The following is a 17,715-nucleotide window of genomic DNA, read 5'->3' on the forward strand; positions in this document are numbered from 1 at the left end:
CCGTTCCGCCGATCCCGATCATGCCGCAGCTGCGGTAACTATTCAACCACGGGGCGGAATTGCTTCCCCCGTTGAAAGCTAAGGAGGATACGGATATGGCGACTATCAAAACTACCGACGGTACCGAGATTTTCTTTAAGGACTGGGGACCGAAGAATGCTCAGGCCCTCGTCTTCCATCATGGCTGGCCACTCAGCGCCGACGACTGGGATAACCAGATGATGTTCTTCCTCGAAAAGGGCTATCGCGTCATCGCCCACGACCGTCGTGGTCATGGTCGGTCAAGCCAGACCTGGGAAGGTAATGAAATGGACACCTACGCGGCAGACGTCACGGAGTTGGTCAGGGCACTCGATCTCAAGGGCGCGATCCATATCGGCCATTCAACGGGTGGCGGCGAAGTTGCGCATTACGTAGCCCGTGCTGAGCCAGGGCGTGTCTCGAAGGCCGTGTTGATTGGCGCCGTGCCGCCGGTAATGGTCCAGAAGGCATCCAATCCTGAAGGCCTGCCTATCACGGTCTTCGACGGCTTCCGTGCAGCAACCGCCGCCAATCGGGCACAATTCTTCATCGATGTGCCCGCCGGGCCGTTCTACAGCTACAATCGCGAGGGTGCGAAGGTGGACCAGGGCGTCATCGATAACTGGTGGCGCCAGGGAATGATGGGGGGCATCAAGGCACACTATGACTGCATCAAGGCGTTCTCTGAGACCGACTTCACCGAAGACTTGAAGAAGATCGACGTGCCGGTGCTTGTGATGCACGGAACCGACGACCAGATCGTGCCCTACAAGGACTCAGCTCCGAAATCGGCGGCCCTGCTTAAAAACGGCACTCTCAAGACTTACGAAGGCCTGCCGCATGGGATGTGCACTACGCACCCGGAGATCATCAATCCGGATCTTCTTGCCTTCATTGCCGGCTAACTGGCCTGGGTAACATAACGCAAGGGCGCCGCAGGTGGCGACGCCCTTGCGGATTTGGACCGTGAAGAATTCAAGAGAACGCAGCCGTGCGCTCGTCTGGATGCTGCAGAACGGCTAGCCTCGTTCGCTCAGAAGGAGTTTCAAAGATCGAAGCACTCGCGCCGCCCTGCCGCTGCGCCTGCCCGCACTATTGTAATAGCTCGAGGCTTGTTGCACGGAGCGATGCCGCGACTGCTCCATCGCCTCCGGAAGAGGGATACCGCGGTTAGCGGCGTCGGTCAGATGGCCTGATCGCAAGCCCGACTGCCATACCAATCTTCGTGTTCCAAATGCTCGGGAGATTCGATTGAATTGAACCGAGATCGACCTACTATGCCAGAATTGGGCCGAGAGGCTTTGCCCTTTGGCGCCATTTGTGGTCGTCAGCGCTCATCATCGTCAGTTGGACGTTTCGGGTAGTGCCTCGAAAATTCCCGCATCGCCATCAAGACCGGCATGAGCCCACGGCCAGCAACAGTAAGACCATATTCGACTCGGGGCGGCTGCTCACCAAAGTCGCGTCTTGCGACAAGGCCGTCGTACTCCAACTCCCGAAGATGTTGCGTCAACATTTTCTGAGAAATGTCCGGGATGTCTCGCATGAACTGTGACGCTCGCATCGATGGCTCGGCAAACAGCCGGAACAGGATGGGCAGCTTCCAACGACCGGTGATCATTCGAAGGATTCTGGTCACATGTGCAACCGATCCATCAGGGCCGAGGCAAGCCTCCCTCGGTTCTCGTTCGACAGGCACCTTAACGTGCGTAATTGCCTCGTTCATCGTCTTGTCCTCTTATCAGCACATCGCAGTAGCACGGGAATTGCCAGGTGGATTTGAAACTTGATGGAAAAATTGCGCTTATCACAGGAAGCAGCAAGGGTATCGGCGAAGGAATTGCCAAGGGCTTGGCGCGTGAGGGCGCTATCGTCATCGTCCATGGTCGTAACAAAACGAGTACCGAAGAAGTCGCCCACGACATCGTCACCCAGGGTGGGCGCGCCTATGCGGTCTTTGGCGACCTGACGAACGACGATGACGTACAAAGGCTCGTCAACGATGCGCAGGCTTTCGTTAAGCCCGTCGAAATCTTGATCAACAATGCAGGCGGCTCCGGTGAACCTGAAGACTGGACCACCACTCGCCCGGAAACATGGGCATCTGGGTACGACCGAAACGTGCTGGCGGCTGTAAGGGTGACCGCTCGGCTTCTACCAAACATGCGCGCCGCTAAATGGGGAAGAATCGTCAACATCTCCAGCATGGCGGCGATAATGGCCCCCGCGAAAAGGCCCGATTATGGTGCCGCCAAGGCGGCTATGATTGCGATAACAGCCTCCTTGGCAAAGGAGGTCGCCATGAATGGCATTACAGCGAACACGGTATCGCCCGGAACGATTCACAGCGACAGATTAGAGAAAAGCTTCAGAAAGGTCGGCGCCGGGCAGGGCCTTGCGCCAGACGCACCATGGACCGAAATCGAGAGGATCGTGCTGCCGATGTTTGCGGAAGTCCCGATGGGGAGGGTTGGAACGCTTGAGGAGATCGCCGATGCGATCGCCTTTCTCGTGAGCCCGCGTGCGAGCTATATCACGGGAGCAAACCTACGGCTCGACGGCGGGATGTGGCCGGGACTTTGATTGTTCGCGGTGTCAGCCGCCTTTAGACCGTTTTGATCGTACCGCCATCGATGACAAACTCGGCGCCCTGGATCGAAGCAGCACGGTCGGAGGCAAGGTAGGCGACAAGGTCGGCCACCTCTTCAGGCTCGGCTCCGCGCCCGATCGAGATACCGCCCAGGGCATCAAGCACGGACTGCCGCGCGTCCTCAATCGTGCCGCCATTGGCCTTCCGGAGCATTTCGAGAAAGTCCGCGGTGGCCTCAGTCATGATCCAGCCGGGCGAGACGGAGTTGACCCGCACGCCCTTGGGACCGAGCTCTTTCGAGATCGACTTGCTGTAGGTTCTGAGCGCCGCCTTCGCGGCGGCGTAGGCTGTCGTGGATTCCGGCAGCGGCAGAACGGACTGAATTGAGGTGATATGCACGACGGTGCCTTTGCCCCGCTCCAGCATCTGCGGGATCAGCAGGCGATCGAGCCGGACGGTCGCCAGCAGGTTGAGGTTCAGCTCGGCGAGCCAGTGATCGTCTGTCAGCGCGGCGAAGCCGCCCGCCGGCGAAGCCGAGCCGCCGATGACATGGGCAAGGATGTCGATACCGCCCAGCCGCTCAAGCGCTGCCCTGGCAAACGCTTCGCCACCCTTCGCGGTCGTCAGGTCCGCCTGCACGTAGTCTACGCCCCCTATAGGATCCTTGATCGTGCGGGCGGCGGTGACGACATGGGCGCCGCCGGCCAGGAACCGCTCGACGGTGGCGCGGCCAAGACCCTTGGTGCCACCGCTAATGAGTACGCGCTTGCCAGCGAACTCGTTGGGATCTGCGTGGATGCCCATACCGTGGTCTCCAGAATCTTAATGCCGTCGTTCTCCAGCGTGAAGCGATAGGTGAAGCGGAGCGGGCTGCCCAGGAAGTCGCCGTGAGCGGGACCTTCGAGCACGACATCGCCGTCTTCTTCCCGACCAGTGTCGGGCTCAAAGATCGCCTTAACCGCGATCGCTTCTTCCTTGAGTAGCTTGCGGATATCAGCCAGCCCCTCGTAACGCTTGCCGTTGTCAATGAAGACGGACTTCTGCAGGAAGGGCTTCATCATGCCGTCGATATCGAGACGGGCGTTTGCCTCGATATATTCGGCAATCGGCTTGGGTAGGTTCATTGACATGTTCATCTCCTTGATGGTGATGAGCAAACTTAGCGATGGACTTTTCGCCCGATAAGCGAGACAAATCGGCATGGGGTATTACGAAAATCGGGACAATGACTCGCCATTCGCTGATCGAACTTGAGGCGATTCTTGCCATCGTTCGATGCGGATCGTTTCGAGCGGCGGCGCTCGAACTCGGCATATCGACCACTGCCATCAGCAACGCGGTGGGCAAGCTCGAACGGGATCTTGACGTGCGGTTATTCAATCGCACCACGCGCAGCGTCTCGCTCACCTATGCGGGGAGGATCTTCGTCGCACAGATCAAACCGGCGCTCGAGGGCATCCAAAAAGCGATGGATACGGCGCGCTCGCAGCAGGAGACGCCGTCTGGCATCTTGCGCATCAATGCCTTCGCGACGGCGGCCCGCGAGATCATGGCGCCGCTGGTCCTGAGCTATCTGAAGCTCTATCCGCAGGTTCATATCGACATCGTCACCGAGGGGCGGCTTGTTGACGTTGTGGCCGCGGGGTTCGATCTGGGCGTGCGCAGCGCGGATCTGGTGCCGAGCGACGCGATCGCCATACCGCTGGGTCGGATGCGACGCATGGCGGTTGCGGCATCGCCCTCCTTTTTCGAAAACAGGCCTATCCCCCAGGTGCCGCAGGATCTGGTCTCTTACCCCTGCGTTCGCGTGCGGCTACCCGATGGCGCATTGTTCCCATGGCGGTTCGAGAAGGGAAGCGAAAAACTGCAGCTCGACGTCGAGGGGCCGCTCACTCTTGATGAAGCATCTCTGGCGCGGATCGCGGTGACGAGCGGCGTGGGGATCGGCTATTTCATGGAAGCCGATGTCCGCGAAGACATCGCGGCGGGACGGCTCGTGCGCATTCTCGAAGATTGGACACCGCCGCTCGCGCCGCTGTGCCTCTATTATTATAATCGGCGGAATTCCTCCGCGGCCTTCCAGGCGTTTATCGCGCTCGCGCGCGATTACGCGGCCGGACGGCTCGCGTAGCCTTGAGCCTGCTGCGCGACAGAGGCACCGAGGTCGTTTGGCATTCACCCCAAAAATCCGCGGTTTTGCGCCCGATTTTCCGACGGCCAGCGACAGGTCATGGGTGATTTCGGCCATCAGAGAAGCCGCGCGGCCCGACCGCTGCGCCGGGTCGCGCTGTTTTAGTAGCTCGAGGCTTGTTGAACGGAGCGATGTCTGGACTGCTCCATTGCCTCTGGAAGGGGAATGCCGCGATTGGCGGCTTCTGTCAGATACCCAGACCTCAGCCCGTGTGCCGAGAATTCCATAGGCTCCAACCCAGCCATCTCGGCCCGTTGCTTCAGGATCGCATGACCGACTGCGGATCGAGCGCATGCCGAGAGACGGTGCCCCATCCGGGATCCCAGAGATGATGGGCGATGAATTTGAGAAGCAGGCTTTCCGGCGCCGGCCAGGGGAGGGGAGCGCCGGTGGAAAGCTCACACCAGGCTTCGAGATAGCCGAGATCGGAGGCAAGGGCGCGAAGGGTATTGGCGCCCATGCCTTCCTTGGCCAGATACTTGAGGGTGGCGACATCCTGGTCCGTCAGCAGCGTTGCCAGCTGATCGCGGCGGGCGAAGGGCAGGATGGCGTCGAGCGCATCGAGTTCCTCGGCACGCCTTTCAACCGAAGTTGATGACGCGCCGCTCATTTCGGCAGTCCGTTCTCGTCATAGAGATCGTCGTGGTTCGAAGTCTGATCACCGTTTGCCGGGCGACCGGCGGCTGCCAGCGCCAGGAAATCATCCATCGTGCTTTGACCCAGCTTCGGGATCGCCGTGAGAATAGCGATAGGCTGCCCGGCACGGCAGATGACGATCTCGTCATTGCGCCGTGCGAGATCCACCAGCTCTTCGAATCGTTCGGCCGCTTCGGGAATATCCGCATAAATCTTCATCGCTATTGCCCCTTACCAGACCCGTTCGTGCAGCACCGTGTCGAAAGCCACGTCCAGCGACAAGAAGGTGCAGTGTTCCAGCCGTGTCTGGGCGGCGAGAATGCGATCCCAGGGATCGCGGTGATCCCAGTCGAAGCTTGCCGCCAGCTCGGCATGCAGATCGCTGATGGCGAGCGTCTGCAAACCGCTGGCGATGACTGCGGCGCGCAATTCCTGCGGCTTCAGGTCGAGTTTCCTCAGGCGCATCTTGTTGTCGAGCTCGTAGAAGGAGACGGCGCTGACGAGGATGGTGTTGGCCTTGTCCTCGATCAGTGCCCGGGCCGTGCCCGACAGCCGGTCGCTGCCGATCGTCCACCAGTAGACGGCGTGGCTGTCGAGCAGCACCTTCACGGCTTGGGCTCGCGCTCGGCCGGTCCGCCCTGCCAGACGCCGACATCGTCGTTGAAGTCGCCGGCATCGATCGCCGCCTGCTCAGTATCGACATCGTCGAACAGGTTGTCGGGCAGGCCACGCTGGCGCAACAGGCCGAACGGGCGTTTGCCACCGTCGGCCGGGCCGATCCGCGCGTAGACTTCGTTGCCGCGCATGATAACAATTTCCTCACCCCGGTTGGCTCGTTCGAGCACCTCGGCGAAATTCTTGCGTGCATCGCTGATTTTGTAGCTGGTCTGGGGCATTGTGCGCTCCGATAGTGGCTTTTGACGCTACTGTAGCAGCGTGAATGCTCGCGTACAAGGCATTTGTACTTATCACTATCGATACTTGATACCTATCGCTAATAACCGACGCAGAGAACCGCCGTCCGGGCAACGGAAGCAAAGTTTGATTTCGATTCACTATGACAAAAGAACAACGTTAATTCATATGGTTAACAAATGGAGAATCTGCCAAGGATAGGGTAAAAGGGGCTGATTTGGAGGCGCTGGCGAAGCGTTGGGCAATTGTCCCGTTGTTGCTCTTCTACCATAATTGGCTATGGAGCATAAGACGCGATCAGCGGCGGGAGGGGCACAGTGGAAGTGGATGAGATCGATATCGACAGCCTAGATGAAGCGGCGCTGATCTCGCTGCACGACCGCATCGTCGGGCGGCTGCAGCTGCTGGATCTGGAGAAGACCGTGCGAGCGCTGCGGCAAATGAAGATCGGCGGTCGCGTGATATTCGAAGGGCCGGACAATACGCTGGTCAGCGGCATCGTCATCGGCCGCAATCGCAAGACGGTGAGCATTCAAGTCGACGACCACACGCAATGGAATATTTCGCCGCATCTGATCCGGATCACGCAGGAGGACGTGCGTGAACAAGTCGAGCGGGAGACGCCATTTTTGCCGTTGAGCGGCGAGGATTATGCTGCATTGGATCCGGCCAATCGCCGGGCGCCGGCAAGCTGACCTCAGCGGGCTGATCTGGGTTCAGCCACGCGCGAGGATGGCCCCGGGCAGCGGCGGAATGATCGGGCCAGCAATACCGAGCCGGGCGCCGAGGTAATGGTAGAAGGAAAGCTCGAGCTTCTTGCAGGTCTTCATCAGGCCGAGCATGGTGTCGCGCGCAATGCGGCCGTCACTAGACATCGTTCCGCCGGAGATTTTCCGCTTAGTGACGAAGGTTCGCAGATCATTTTCCGACGCATTGGTATGAAGCGGGATTTCCGGCCGCTCGAGCACCTTGAGCAATTCGTCTTTGCGGCGGTGCAGACGCACCAGCAATGCATCGAGCGCGTCATAGCCGGTGCGCATGGTAAAAATTTTGTCGAACCGTCGACGGAAAGCCGGGATGGCCTGCGGTGTGCCTCTCGGTACTCCGGCAGACAAATCGGTCTGCTCCTTCTTGCCCCGATGCGAGCAATGCCAGGGATGCCGGTCACCTAAAAGTCCGAGAAATCCAAAATCACCAGCGGCTTGCGAAGGTCGATGCCGTTCTCACGAGCGAAATCTAAGAACACGCTGGCAAAGCCGTCATCACCCGGGATAAGGATGCGGTAATAAGGCGGCCGACCATAGTCGTCTGGTTCATTTAAGTCGATCAGGCCCGCATCGACAAGCAGGGCGAGGTCCTCATCTAGATCGTCGCCGTGATAGATGCGACGCAACTTGGGTTCGCTGATGCGGAAGACGTCGTGCGACATCCGATCATCCTGGCGTTCAATCAGAAGTTTGAAGACCTCGCGGGTCAATCTTGGCAGCGCTGCGAGGCGCTTGCTCATTTCGGTAAAGGCGGCGAGCGCGACATCATCGTCGAGATAGATACTCTCCGACGCGATATAGGCGTTTATCTTGGCGGCATCGGTCAATTGCGACTTGGGCAATGCCTCGACCAGCTTATCGATGTTGGTCGGAAAAACACCCTCGTCGTCCGAAATCTCCAGTTCGATACAAACACGGCGTGTTTCGCGAGAGACATAATCGGCAAGATCCTTGAACGTATCGGTCGGCATGGACATTAGCCGCGAGCAAACATCGTCGAAATCCCAGATCATGTCTCGGCGAAGGAGAAGCTCGCATAGGGCTCACCTGTAAGCGTATATGACCCCTGCTTCTCGCCGATAACCAGGATACGGATGTGAGGGTATTTTGCACGCTGGGCAGCGTCGATCTTTTCAAGTGTGTCTTTGACCTTCTTAAGCGACTTGTCGCCAGTGATCTGAAACGCCCAGCCCTTTTTCGCATCCCCGAGGTCGAGGCCAGGATTGTTTGCGGTTTCCGAGTTGAGATTGATCAGGCCAAGATCAAGGACCCTGTTCAGGACTTCCTTGGCGAAGTCCTCGATGTAGGTGTTGAAGTTAAAAAGATGGAGTGCGGCGCGCTGCTTTCCCTGCGCCGCGATACCGGCCAGGTCGTCGACGACCTGACCAATGAGATGACCTCTGGTGATCATTATTTTCTCCTGAACGTAAGCCGATATCGAAGATTATGATGAACGAGCGCGGATACGGCTCAGCCGACGTGAACAGTCACGTTGTGGCCAAGCGACCGCAGCGCTTTGCTGGTTCGACCGTTTCGCGGAGGATACAGGTCCGGAAGCGCCCATCCTACGATCTCGCCGATTGTGCTGATCCCGATCAACTCAATCTTGCGCTTGGGATCGTGCATCGCGTCCCAAAGGCGATGGGGGACCTGCGCCGGATTGCCGTCATGGAGCACGTATTGCAATGTGGCGAGAACCGAGGGACCGCCACGAGAGGGCGAGTTGTACACATATCGCGCTAAAGCCTCGATTTTTTGCGGGACCTTGTAGCTTTTCCCGTCGGATAGTCCAACAAACCTGTTCGGTGCTCGGCGTGCATATTCCCTGGCAGCATGGATGCATGAGAGAACCTCCACGAACTCGTCTTCGGTAAGCTTTGTGAGGCGGGGTTCGGAGAAGGCAGCTCGCAGGAACGGCGCAGTTTCATTCAGCATGGTCTGCTCGGACCGCGTGGACTTCAAAGTTCGCCACCAGCCGATCGCCTCCTGTTCGGCCGCGTCCGTATCTTTCCGGTTTCGCGTGAAGTGGGTCTCATAGTCGGCGCGGCCGCGCTCAAACGTTCGCTGGTAGTAATGCGCATGCAGAAACTGGTCTGCGTGGGCGCCAAGCGGCGCCGACTTGTCGAGCCCATGACGGCCGGTTCTTGTCGGTCGAAATCTTTGCGCCGATGTTTCGGATGATTTGCAGAGTGCTATGCCATTCGTCGAGGAAGGCTTGGCGACGGGTTTCCTGAGCGGTTCGGGAGCTGATTTTGGCGAGGCCTTCCCAGAAGGGGACCAGCGTCGATTTCAGGAAAGCCTCGTCAGTTGTCCGATTACTCTGCTTGCGGCGCGTCAATTCGTTGTTTCGGGCAACCAGCGCATTGTAGAGTTCTTGCGTTAGCGGCGCCGCATGGCGGTCTATCTCGTCGAACATTGCCTCCAGCTGAAGGTCATGTCCGCTCTCGGAAAGCTCTTCGTCAGAAATGAAGACGCCTGCCTCTACATTGCCCCACCAGGCAGGCTGCGTCAGGTTTGCCGAACCGATATAGGCGCCATATCCACGCCACCAGATGACTTTTGGATGAAACGACCGGACCAGTTTGCAGACGTAGTTTCCGGATTTATGGGCCAGAAAGGGTGTGAGGACAGGAATGCTGACAGGGACATCTTGATCGAACCGGCCCCAGAACCGCAGCGGAATTTTGTTGTCCCAACACCAGTTGAACAACAGATCGTTTTCGGTCGCGTAGGCGACTGCAGCATCGACGCGCTCTGTGCTTTCCAGGGCCTTGAGGAGAATGTTACGCGGATAATTGCCGTTGATGCCATTCAGCAGTAATTCCAAATTCGACCTCTTCCACCCGCCGAGGCGAGCTTTCCTGTTATCGCGAGATCGCAGCTGGAGGATTGATTGAACCGATGCATTGCAGGCTCTTAAAACCTTCAGCTCACCAGCTTTCAGCCGTGATTGGCGAGTTTGTGCCAATTGTCGCAAATGCGCTCCGGTTGCTGTGCAAATTGCCCGTCTCTGTCTAGTGATTTTGGCCGGCGCTCGGCACGACAAAGATCCCCGGATGGGCAGTCCGCAACTTTTCGAGAAGCTGGGGGTGCTGTTTTCCCAAACGCGCGGATATCGATTTAACAAAAGCTGCTCTAGCTTTGACTTTGCTCTGGATGGTTCCTTGCGCAACGAGGAAGAGATTGCCAATAGCCTTGAACCCCTGTTTGCCCATCTTCACCCTGTCCTCAGTATCGTCGATAAACAATATGCCGGCGCAACGATCGAGGATGATCGTCATATCTTCATCGACAGTGAGGCGCTTCGAAACAATCTGGTCTTCATAAAGAAGGCGCTCGATGAATTTCGTGCTCGGGCTAAAGCCGACGAATTGGCAATCGGTGAAGCTACAGTGCTCGATCATCACTGGTCGGTAGTGCGGACCCGCGACGTCGGCGATTTCGCAATTCTCAAATTTGCAGAAACTGAGGCGGGAAATTGTACCGACACCGACGTCGACTGAAAGGCTTGTCTGTTTGAGTTCCGAAGAGTTTAACTGAAACTCGCCGCGTAGCATCAATGCCCCGCCCGAGATCGTGCACGCCTGAAAGATTGTCTTCTGGGTTGAGACGGCCATGTTGCAGTTGGACATCTGAACCTCCTCAAAATGACAATCCTGAAGCCTCCCGTTGAACGAAACGTCAACCCAGTGTCCGCCCTCGACGCGCCAGCCATCGAAGTGACTGTGACTTATCGAGGAATTTGAGAGTGTCACAAGGTGCCAACCACAATACGTCCATGTCGTTGCGCGCACAATCAATCCGTCCATTGCGCGCTTCCTGACAGACAACTCCCAGACATGATTGTTTGAGAAATAGTCCGTCCTGATGGTATCGGTTGCACCGAGCAATATCCCGATTGCGTTTCGCTTTACGAGATCGCCTTCATCTCGCTTTTTCACGGCATTTTCTTGGGCGCGCAGGACCGTAGAGACATTGGAAAGAAGCTTGGGATTAACTGCGGCTGCCTCCCCGATGAACGAAATGATCTCGCGCGTAAGGGGCTCAGTAATCGAGGATCTTGCAAGTCTACTTTCAGAGAGCTTGTCGACAACTGACTTTGCGACGAAAAACTCCATAAAGGATTTGTGCGTGAAGCGGAACGAAGAGGCTTGCCGGGACAGGAACGTCGTCACCTGTATATCCGCGGCGATCTGCTCCGGATTGTACTGGCTAAGATCTGCGGAGAGTTCGAATGATGAGGGCGTTTTTCTCGCGACTTCAACGATCTCTGAGTGCTCAACATCGAGGGAGGCACGTTTGAACATCGTAAGGGCGATCAGCTGTGCATATTCTTGGCGCTGCTTCTCGTTGAGTAGCTTTCGGCCTTTGCTTTTCCCCCAATCTCTTTTCAAATTGAGACTCGTATAAGCATCGTAGAGCGAAAAGGCGCCGCCTATTACGTTGTGGCGCCGAATGTCGATCTGTCCTTGGAGGATCGTATCCTTAATCATGGACAACATGATCGGCCGCTTCATGAGGTCGGTAAGGTCGTAGATTTTCTCGATCTCCACCTTCACCTCCTTCCAGCCACTGTTGCAGACCTCTTGGAAGTCTGCGTCAAACTTCTTTAGGTATTCATCGATTTGGGCGGGCCGGAAGACGTCGAGGTTTGCTACGGTGCTGGAGAGATCAAGAAGTGGCTCAATTGTGGTGTTGTCAACATACTTATCGAACAGAAACTGACTCGTTCGAGTAAGCGTCGTCGTCTCTCCGATGTTGAAAAGATGTGCGTCCCAGCGTCCCGGCAGACCGACATTTCGTTGCCCCTCCTTGAGATTGACTAGGCGTATGAGTTCGTTCAACTCTTCCGTCGAGACGAAGTAGGCTGGACGGCACGTCAAAATGACTGGCGAACCAGATGTGATCAATCGGTGCAGTGACAAAAAGGTATTGGCACGATCGGTCCGGCTCGACCCTGTGATGATTTCGTCAAATCCGTCGAGAAGAAACAAGAAGCCTGCTTCCCGCGCAAGCGTCCAGAAGACGGTCGGCGGCATGTTGCGCTGATATTTTTGCCGGACCGAACCGGTGATGAAATCATCAAGCCCTTCGTAGAACGAATAATCCTTCAACGTGAAATAGAGCGGTCGATGTCGCGTTTTCTTCTGAAGGAAGAGGCTTGAGTATTCGTATTCGAGCCGCCGTAGGAACGTGGTTTTTCCGCCACCAAAGTCTCCAAGAACGGTGAGAAACCCTTCGCCGAAGTTTTCAATCCACTCGATGGTGGCATCCAGGATATTCTCTATTTGCCCATCGGTTTTACCGTAGGGGAGTCGCCCCTGTGCTGATTGCGGTAGGAACTCATCGAATATCTGTTCGGACTCATACCCCTTCTTCAGAGCCAGCAACGAATCCGCGACGTTGACCAGGTCGTCCTCCAGGTCAGGAAGCCGGACCAGCTTGAAAAGCCTGTCGTTGTCTGCGGCATTCTGTGCCTGTTGCGAAAAGCTGGTATTCGTCACCATCACGCAGTGCGAAATGCCGTGGCTTTTCATCAATGCGCCAAATGTGCTGATCGTGTCGAAGACATCCTGGTTGCTGACCGAGCCGCTGGTCTTGTATTTGCACTCGATGATGACACGCGTGACACCAATGCCCTCGAGATGGCGCTCGACGAGAACGTCGATCTGCTGACCACCAAGAGGAACGTTGGTCTTCACGCTATAGCCAAGGATTGCGTACAGGCTTGCGACGTAAGCTTCCAGCTCGGCCGGACCCGCGACCCCGCCTTTTGATCGGTTCCGCCCCGCCGCGCCAGCCATCAATATCTTTCCCATTTGGACCAGAATCGTCTTTCCCTATATTCTAGGCAAAGTAGCAAGATGCAAGTGGGCGGATACGTCGATTGCGGCCTCTGGGGACACTTTCCAACTTCGCGCGGGATGAACGATCCAAGTTTCCAGACGCTCCTCTAGCCTGTACGCAACGGCGCCTGGACAAGGCTTCCGGAGCCTATCGCAACTCTGTTGTCGGAGCACCCTTCGATGACACGATCCCGTTTGTGCGGGCCATTCACGAGGCTGCGCCGGACCGTTGTGTCTGGGGCTCCGACTACCGCATGTCGCATGCTGGCAGAGGGTGATGAATCTGGGCCAGGTGCTTGATCTGCTTGTCGATTAGATACCCGATGCGAAAGCCAGGCACTGGGTTCTGATCGACAACCCTCATAGGCTTTACGGGTTTGGGTTCACGACCTCCGGCGCCACGACGTGCTCTGCTCGAGTTCATCCGTCCAACGACGCGCTCGCAGTCTGGCGTCTTGATGACAAGGCTGAAACAGAGGCCCTGGAGCTCAACCAATCATATTGGGAGACGGTTGAGCGAGCACGACGCTCCGTCCTTTTCGAAACGCCTATCGCCCATTTTTTCACGCGCGCTTTCTTCTCAGATGGTATCGACGAGTTCCTGGCACATATGATCGTCATCGAAGCGGCACTCGGTTTGCACTCGGACTATGACAAGTCCAAGCGCGTGACGCCGGACCCACACAAATATGGTGCATCGAAAAGACTGAAGCTGCGTGTGACAGGTCTACTTGGGGATAAGGGCTTTGGGGAGCAATACGACAAGCTCTTTAGTCTTCGAAGCGCGTTCCTGCACGGGAGGCAAATGGGAGATATTTCCAGCCGCGAGCGCGTCGAGGCGCGCAGCCTGGCACGCCACGTCCTGACAGCCATCATTGACGCGACCAGGCCGCAAATGCCTGATTCGCGCGAAAGTTATCTCGACGACCTGGTGGACGCGGGACTGCGGGCCCCTTGATGCCGGCAAAAAACCGGTCGCTGATCTAGCCAGATTTGGATGCTGCTGACAGACCAGTTCTCATTCAGACCAGTTCTCATTGCAGAAACTCTGGCCGAACCGTGTGACTTTGGGGAAGCCTATTTGTATTCAACCCTGTGGAGGGCTTGGCCCGGGCTGCTGATCCCGCTTGACGTCAGAATAAGTCAGCTCTCATTTTGGTTGCATGAAGCATCAGTTCTCGAATCTGGAATGGGAAGACTTTGAAAATCTAGGCAGGGACCTGGTCGGTCGGGAGCTTGGGCTTCGGTTCGAGGCTTTTACTGTCGGGACAGATCAGGGAATGGATGGCCGGTGGTGCGGAGCCGACGGGTCGATTGTGCTGCAAGCAAAGCACTATCACCGCTCCGGATTTTCCAAACTCCGCTCGAAGATGGCCGAAGAGCGGAAATCGATCGACAAGTTGCAGCCGGCCCGATACGTCCTCGTCACGTCGGTTCCCCTGACTCCGCCTAACAAGGATACTTTGGCGGAAATCATCGGGCCGTCCCTGCAGTCCACGGGTGACATCTTCGGCCCAGACGATCTTGAGGGGTTGCTCCGTAAGTATCCCGATATAGAGATCGCCCATCGACAACTCTGGGATCAGAGTGCTGCCGTCTTGAAAAAGGTGGTAACCGAGGCGGTCAAGGACGCGATTGCGCCGCAAAAGGCGATGCCGGACGTCCTTGCCAGGCTTATGCGTCGTCCTCATCACGTCGCATCACCGAAAGACGCGAGCCTTCCTGTTCGCGATACGATCTTTATCATCAAATCCTCGCCTGTAGACGACGAATTCACGCTCTGGCTTGCCCCGAAGCTCGAGGCGGAAGGCTACCAGATCTTTGCCGACATTTTGACGCTCCAACCGGGTGACCGATGGCGACGCGAAATCAACGCTGCACTGAGACAAAGGGCCTGCAAGGTCTTATTGCTATGCAGCGATGCAACGCTTGCCGATAGCAACGTCCAGGACGACATCGAGATCGCTTTGGAGCTTGCCAAGGAAATCGACGATCCTCGCTTCGTGATTCCCCTGCGGATGGAGGCTTTTCGAAAGATCAAAGGTCTCGCCGACGCGATACCGGTCGATTTCGTCAGAGGCTGGGGCGAGGGGCTCGTCAAGCTTCTCGACACACTGCAGCGACAGAAGGTCGAGCGTGGCAACGAAAGCGCGGCAATCGATCCAAACTGGGGGATCTTTCGGCGGCGTGGTGCTGTTGCGATTGTCGACGAGCCCGAGCGGTTGACCTCAAACTGGTTGCGGATTTCAGAGGCACCCGATGCCATCCGCTTCTTTGAAAGCTCCGGTGTTATCGATCGCAACCGGCTGCAACAGGCCATCGATGCGTTCGAGTATCCCTGCGCCTTGCAAGGGACAGGGATCATTGCCTTTGCCGAGCAGGTCGAAATTGACCGGGCATTTGCCGATGTCGGCCACTTTAAGTTGAAGCACGAAATTCCAATCCTCGATTTCACGGAAAAAGGCGCACCCCAGCTCGGACTGCTGCGGCAGGATGCTTCGAACCTGATCGTTGCCATGCTGAAAAAAGCCTGGCTCCTTTTTTGCAAGCGGCGCGGGTTCGCCGAATATCACTATTCAAATGGCGTAGGGTTTCACGCGTCGGCCGACCAGGCGGCGATCCGGCAACTCTTTCCGTGGGGCCGTCAGGGAGAAGATCGGCGGTCTTCCATGCTTCGCAACGTGGCTAAGGGCCATGTCTGGCAATACGGTGTGACGGCTCTTCCTTCATTCTGGCCGTTCTGGCATTTCAGGCTGAAGTCGCGTGTGCTGTTTGCGACTGATAACGGATCGGCCACCGGTATTGCGATTGATGATCCCAAGAAATTGCACCGATTGCGGCGAACGATCTGCAAGGGTTGGCGCAACAAGCAATGGTATGGCCGTATGCTTGCGTTTCTGGAATTGCTGTCGGGAGAATCTGCCTTCATTCGTCTGCCGCTTTCGCAGACGGCCGAGATCGTTCTTGAGGCCTCCCCCCTTCTTTTTTCCTCGCCCGTTCGCACCGAACTTCCGGATCTTCTCGATGCCAACGAGGAGGAGAGTGATGCGTCGACACTCGGTCGGCCCGATTACGACGAGGATAGCGAGCAATGAAGTTTCCCGAAAAGTCACTGGTCGTCGAGCATCTCCACGAACCGGAGCTTGAGTTTGCCTTTGCCCAGCGCAGCGCTCACCCAAAGGACGGGCTTTTTCTATATGGACCGCACGCAAAGGCGCGCAGGATTCGCGACATCAGGGTTGGCGTCGTCGGAACGAGCGATGGCATTGCCCGCTTTCGGGCCTGGAGCTACGAGCTGCAGTCGGCCGTTAATGTGCCACCGCCTGGGAAGGGAGAGAAAGCAGATCGCCTCCACCTCGCCAATTTTCCAGGGCTCGAGGAAGCGTTCGGAATCACTTACGACCCAGACGAGGTAAGCGCACTATCGATACCCTTAGGGGATATTGAGCGCGCAACGCTTGTACTCAACCCGCACGAGATGGTCGATAAAGTGGCCAAGCTCTTCATCGATCGGGTCAATAAGCACCTGCGCAACGACGAGCGCGCAATCGACATATGGATTCTTGTCCTGCCCGAGATCGTTTACGAGCGTTGCCGCCCTGGCTCGAAACGGACAGGTTTGCCAATGGAGAAAGGCGATTTTGGCAAGAAACAAAAGAAGAAGGAAAACCTCCCGCTTTTTGCCAGTGCCGGCGTCATCGATCAGAGCGACGAGGCAATCTTCGAAGATGTTCCTGACTTTCATCGCAGGATCAAGGCAGAATTCCTGAAGATTGCGCCGACACAACTCGTCCGGGAAACGACCCTGGCGCCGGAGGCTTTCCTGAATAAGGCGGGATTTCCCGCGCGCAAAACGCAGGATCGAGCGACGGTCGCCTGGAACCTTGCGACCGGACTATATTATAAAACGCAGCCCAAACCGCCGTGGCGTCTTGCAAGCGTGCGTCCGGGTGTGTGTTACCTCGGAATGGTCTACAAGAGCCTGCCGAATGATCCCAATGGGCATTCCTGTTGTGCGGCCCAGATGTTTCTCAACGAAGGCGACGGGGTCGTGTTTCGCGGCGCCAATGGGCCCTGGAAGACTGGAGACTACGAATATCATCTCAAGCGCGACGCCGCAAAAAAGCTCATGGAGCTTGTGCTCGACAGCTATATCGGAGAGCACGGACAGGCGCCGAGTGAGCTCTTTATCCACGGCCAGACCTACTTCAACGACGAGGAGTGGCAGGCGTTTGTCGAGGCTGCACCAAAAGAGACCAATATCGTAGGGGTCAGGATTCGCACGACCTCAGGAGAAACAAAACTTTTCCGCGACGGGGACTATCCTGTTTTGCGGGGAACCGCGCTAATGCTCGATGCCCAAACGGCCTACATCTGGACAAGCGGATATGTGCCGCAGCTTGATACCTATATCGGTCCGGAAACGCCCAACCCTCTTCATATCACGGTGACCAGAAGCAAGAACGAGAAGCCAGACATTCGTGACGTTCTAAAAGACATCATGGGGCTGACAAAGATTAACTATAATTCCTGCAATTTTAATGACGGATTGCCCGTGACCGTGCGCTTCGCAAAGATGGTCGGCGATGTGCTGACGATGGGATCTGCGAAGGGAGAGGAAAAGCAGCCTTTCAAGTATTACGTCTGATGGCGTGGCAGATCCAAGCGTGGTTAGCCTGCGCCGAGTACGAGCACACTCAAGGGCTCGCTGAAAGAGCGACGGGAGAAGCGCTTGGCCGGACGCTGTCG

General features: G+C 56.9%; 18 protein-coding genes and 3 pseudogenes. 7 read left to right on the forward strand and 14 right to left on the reverse strand.

Annotated elements, in window-relative coordinates:
• The first annotated feature begins 95 nt into the window (after positions 1–95).
• Positions 96–926, forward strand: a complete 831-nt coding sequence (locus tag AC13RC_RS27215) for an alpha/beta fold hydrolase (protein ID WP_488559091.1) — start codon at positions 96–98, stop codon at positions 924–926.
• Between the two features lie 114 nt (positions 927–1,040).
• On the opposite strand, the pseudogene AC13RC_RS27220 reads toward AC13RC_RS27215, so the two are convergent.
• Together AC13RC_RS27220 and AC13RC_RS27225 are read right to left on the reverse strand one after the other, a co-directional pair.
• A pseudogene (locus AC13RC_RS27220) lies at positions 1,041–1,226 on the reverse strand (hypothetical protein); the annotation flags it as partial.
• A 122-nt stretch (positions 1,227–1,348) separates the two neighbouring features.
• Entirely contained in the window at positions 1,349–1,747 is a 399-nt protein-coding gene (locus AC13RC_RS27225; RefSeq protein ID WP_488559092.1) for a winged helix-turn-helix transcriptional regulator, read from the reverse strand.
• 47 nt (positions 1,748–1,794) lie between these two features.
• On the opposite strand from AC13RC_RS27225, the gene AC13RC_RS27230 reads away from it, so the two are divergent.
• On the forward strand, positions 1,795–2,604 hold the full coding sequence (locus AC13RC_RS27230; RefSeq protein WP_488559093.1) for an SDR family NAD(P)-dependent oxidoreductase: 810 nt from the start codon (positions 1,795–1,797) through the stop codon (positions 2,602–2,604).
• Positions 2,605–2,626: 22 nt separating this feature from the next.
• On the opposite strand, the gene AC13RC_RS27235 is transcribed toward AC13RC_RS27230, so the two are convergent.
• Positions 2,627–3,367 carry an SDR family oxidoreductase gene (locus tag AC13RC_RS27235; protein WP_488559145.1) on the reverse strand — a complete coding sequence of 247 codons (741 nt, stop codon included), beginning with the start codon at positions 3,365–3,367 and terminating at the stop codon, positions 2,627–2,629.
• Positions 3,265–3,741 carry a nuclear transport factor 2 family protein gene (locus AC13RC_RS27240; RefSeq protein WP_488559094.1) on the reverse strand — a complete coding sequence of 159 codons (477 nt, stop codon included), beginning with the start codon at positions 3,739–3,741 and terminating at the stop codon, positions 3,265–3,267. Before AC13RC_RS27240 ends, AC13RC_RS27235 begins: the two co-directional genes overlap by 103 nt.
• Positions 3,742–3,836: 95 nt before the next feature.
• Here AC13RC_RS27240 and AC13RC_RS27245 point away from each other — a divergent pair, with 95 nt between their 5' ends.
• The gene (locus AC13RC_RS27245; RefSeq protein WP_488559146.1) at positions 3,837–4,742 is read left to right on the forward strand and encodes a LysR family transcriptional regulator; all 906 of its coding nucleotides are present in this window, start codon (positions 3,837–3,839) and stop codon (positions 4,740–4,742) included.
• A 161-nt stretch (positions 4,743–4,903) separates the two neighbouring features.
• On the opposite strand, the pseudogene AC13RC_RS27250 reads toward AC13RC_RS27245, so the two are convergent.
• The 4 genes and pseudogenes from AC13RC_RS27250 to AC13RC_RS27265 form a co-directional block, all read right to left on the reverse strand.
• Positions 4,904–5,412 (reverse strand): annotated as a pseudogene (locus AC13RC_RS27250) (site-specific integrase).
• A complete protein-coding gene (locus AC13RC_RS27255) occupies positions 5,409–5,657 on the reverse strand; it encodes a type II toxin-antitoxin system Phd/YefM family antitoxin (protein WP_113396292.1) in 249 nt (82 codons plus the stop codon). The pseudogene AC13RC_RS27250 and the gene AC13RC_RS27255 overlap by 4 nt, the downstream one beginning before the upstream one ends.
• Before the next feature lie 12 nt (positions 5,658–5,669).
• Positions 5,670–6,047 (reverse strand): type II toxin-antitoxin system VapC family toxin, encoded by a 378-nt coding sequence (locus tag AC13RC_RS27260; RefSeq protein ID WP_069610762.1) that lies wholly within the window; start codon positions 6,045–6,047, stop codon positions 5,670–5,672.
• The gene (locus AC13RC_RS27265; protein ID WP_488559095.1) at positions 6,044–6,334 is read right to left on the reverse strand and encodes a type II toxin-antitoxin system Phd/YefM family antitoxin; all 291 of its coding nucleotides are present in this window, start codon (positions 6,332–6,334) and stop codon (positions 6,044–6,046) included. Before AC13RC_RS27265 ends, AC13RC_RS27260 begins: the two co-directional genes overlap by 4 nt.
• 336 nt (positions 6,335–6,670) lie before the next feature.
• Here AC13RC_RS27265 and AC13RC_RS27270 point away from each other — a divergent pair, with 336 nt between their 5' ends.
• Positions 6,671–7,048, forward strand: a complete 378-nt coding sequence (locus tag AC13RC_RS27270) for a hypothetical protein (RefSeq protein ID WP_488559096.1) — start codon at positions 6,671–6,673, stop codon at positions 7,046–7,048.
• A 21-nt stretch (positions 7,049–7,069) separates the two neighbouring features.
• Here AC13RC_RS27270 and AC13RC_RS27275 read toward each other — a convergent pair.
• The 6 genes and pseudogenes from AC13RC_RS27275 to AC13RC_RS27300 all read right to left on the reverse strand — a co-directional run.
• Positions 7,070–7,444 (reverse strand): annotated as a pseudogene (locus AC13RC_RS27275) (IS66 family transposase); the annotation flags it as partial.
• 77 nt (positions 7,445–7,521) lie between these two features.
• A complete protein-coding gene (locus AC13RC_RS27280; protein WP_488559097.1) occupies positions 7,522–8,091 on the reverse strand; it encodes a hypothetical protein in 570 nt (189 codons plus the stop codon).
• 38 nt (positions 8,092–8,129) lie between these two features.
• Complete coding sequence (locus tag AC13RC_RS27285) at positions 8,130–8,531, reverse strand: SMEK domain-containing protein (RefSeq protein ID WP_488559098.1); 402 nt, start codon at positions 8,529–8,531, stop codon at positions 8,130–8,132.
• Positions 8,532–8,590: 59 nt separating this feature from the next.
• Positions 8,591–9,055, reverse strand: coding sequence for a hypothetical protein (locus AC13RC_RS27290; protein ID WP_488559099.1), 465 nt, complete (start codon positions 9,053–9,055; stop codon positions 8,591–8,593).
• 118 nt (positions 9,056–9,173) lie between these two features.
• Entirely contained in the window at positions 9,174–9,947 is a 774-nt protein-coding gene (locus AC13RC_RS27295; protein ID WP_488559100.1) for a phospholipase D family protein, read from the reverse strand.
• A 187-nt stretch (positions 9,948–10,134) separates the two neighbouring features.
• Positions 10,135–12,924 carry a restriction endonuclease gene (locus AC13RC_RS27300; protein WP_488559101.1) on the reverse strand — a complete coding sequence of 930 codons (2,790 nt, stop codon included), beginning with the start codon at positions 12,922–12,924 and terminating at the stop codon, positions 10,135–10,137.
• A gap of 652 nt (positions 12,925–13,576) precedes the next feature.
• Between AC13RC_RS27300 and AC13RC_RS27305 the strand changes: the two genes are divergently transcribed.
• The 3 genes from AC13RC_RS27305 (at position 13,577) to AC13RC_RS27315 (ending at position 17,614) form a co-directional block, all read left to right on the forward strand.
• Positions 13,577–13,924 carry a hypothetical protein gene (locus AC13RC_RS27305; protein WP_488559102.1) on the forward strand — a complete coding sequence of 116 codons (348 nt, stop codon included), beginning with the start codon at positions 13,577–13,579 and terminating at the stop codon, positions 13,922–13,924.
• A gap of 358 nt (positions 13,925–14,282) precedes the next feature.
• Positions 14,283–16,061: a toll/interleukin-1 receptor domain-containing protein gene (locus AC13RC_RS27310; protein ID WP_488559103.1), complete on the forward strand. Its 1,779-nt coding sequence runs from the start codon at positions 14,283–14,285 to the stop codon at positions 16,059–16,061.
• Positions 16,058–17,614, forward strand: coding sequence for an argonaute/piwi family protein (locus AC13RC_RS27315; protein ID WP_488559104.1), 1,557 nt, complete (start codon positions 16,058–16,060; stop codon positions 17,612–17,614). Before AC13RC_RS27310 ends, AC13RC_RS27315 begins: the two co-directional genes overlap by 4 nt.
• Positions 17,615–17,715 lie beyond the last annotated feature (101 nt).

This window comes from Martinezella sp. CNPSo 3890, from assembly GCF_057784455.1.

Bases quoted from the DNA above. Each gene is read 5' to 3' on its own strand.
- AC13RC_RS27215 (WP_488559091.1), top strand. From the start codon at position 96: ATGGCGACTATCAAAACTACCGACGGTACCGAGATTTTCTTTAAGGAC.
- AC13RC_RS27225 (WP_488559092.1), bottom strand. From the start codon at position 1,747: ATGAACGAGGCAATTACGCACGTTAAGGTGCCTGTCGAACGAGAACCG.
- AC13RC_RS27240 (WP_488559094.1), bottom strand. From the start codon at position 3,741: ATGTCAATGAACCTACCCAAGCCGATTGCCGAATATATCGAGGCAAAC.
- AC13RC_RS27245 (WP_488559146.1), top strand. From the start codon at position 3,837: ATGACTCGCCATTCGCTGATCGAACTTGAGGCGATTCTTGCCATCGTT.
- AC13RC_RS27255 (WP_113396292.1), bottom strand. From the start codon at position 5,657: ATGAAGATTTATGCGGATATTCCCGAAGCGGCCGAACGATTCGAAGAG.
- AC13RC_RS27265 (WP_488559095.1), bottom strand. From the start codon at position 6,334: ATGCCCCAGACCAGCTACAAAATCAGCGATGCACGCAAGAATTTCGCC.
- AC13RC_RS27280 (WP_488559097.1), bottom strand. From the start codon at position 8,091: ATGCCGACCGATACGTTCAAGGATCTTGCCGATTATGTCTCTCGCGAA.
- AC13RC_RS27285 (WP_488559098.1), bottom strand. From the start codon at position 8,531: ATGATCACCAGAGGTCATCTCATTGGTCAGGTCGTCGACGACCTGGCC.
- AC13RC_RS27290 (WP_488559099.1), bottom strand. From the start codon at position 9,055: ATGCTGAATGAAACTGCGCCGTTCCTGCGAGCTGCCTTCTCCGAACCC.
- AC13RC_RS27300 (WP_488559101.1), bottom strand. From the start codon at position 12,924: ATGGCTGGCGCGGCGGGGCGGAACCGATCAAAAGGCGGGGTCGCGGGT.
- AC13RC_RS27305 (WP_488559102.1), top strand. From the start codon at position 13,577: ATGATCGTCATCGAAGCGGCACTCGGTTTGCACTCGGACTATGACAAG.
- AC13RC_RS27315 (WP_488559104.1), top strand. From the start codon at position 16,058: ATGAAGTTTCCCGAAAAGTCACTGGTCGTCGAGCATCTCCACGAACCG.